At 42.9% G+C, this 559-nt stretch carries 1 protein-coding gene; it reads left to right on the forward strand.

Annotated features, from left to right (window positions below):
- Positions 1-367: 367 nt before the first annotated feature.
- A partial coding sequence (locus AS151_RS21780) for a hypothetical protein (RefSeq protein WP_139240840.1) occupies positions 368-559 on the forward strand: 192 nt, incomplete at its 3' end.

The following is a 559-nucleotide window of genomic DNA, read 5'->3' on the forward strand; positions in this document are numbered from 1 at the left end:
TTAAAGCCGACATCGGCATCAAAGATGGCAAAATTCATAAAATCGGCAAAGCGGGCAATCCCTACATCCAAGACCATGTCGATAACAAAAATTTACAAAACTTTCATCAAAACAATCGGTCGGATTTGCAGGGACTTTAAGCAAATTTGAAAAGCAGGTGTTAGTTTAAATTCAGTAATAATACGCGATCGCGGCAGCAGTTCTGCTTGCATAAGTGGCGCTGCTAGTAGCAATATTCTTTCATAATACGCCAGCCATACCGTGCGGCGTTGGAATTACGTACAAATAACAGTTTCGATCGAGTTTCAATTTATATAAATCCACGAAAAACCAAACCAATAACCAATAAATAAAGTGAGAAACGGACATGGCATATAAGAAATCGAAGTGGTGGAAAGCGAATTTGATGGGATGCGTGGGATGGTTGGCTCTATGTGGCGCTTCCGTTCCCATTGCCAACGGTCAAACCGATGCGTCTTCGACAAGCTCAGCAACCAGCGAACTTTCACAGCAACGAGATACGGTCTCGGAAAACGAGGCGAACGCCAATGTAACTCAA

Origin of the sequence: Geitlerinema sp. PCC 9228, from assembly GCF_001870905.1 — a bacterium.
In the GTDB taxonomy this organism is placed as follows: Bacteria; Cyanobacteriota; Cyanobacteriia; order Cyanobacteriales; family PCC-9228; genus PCC-9228.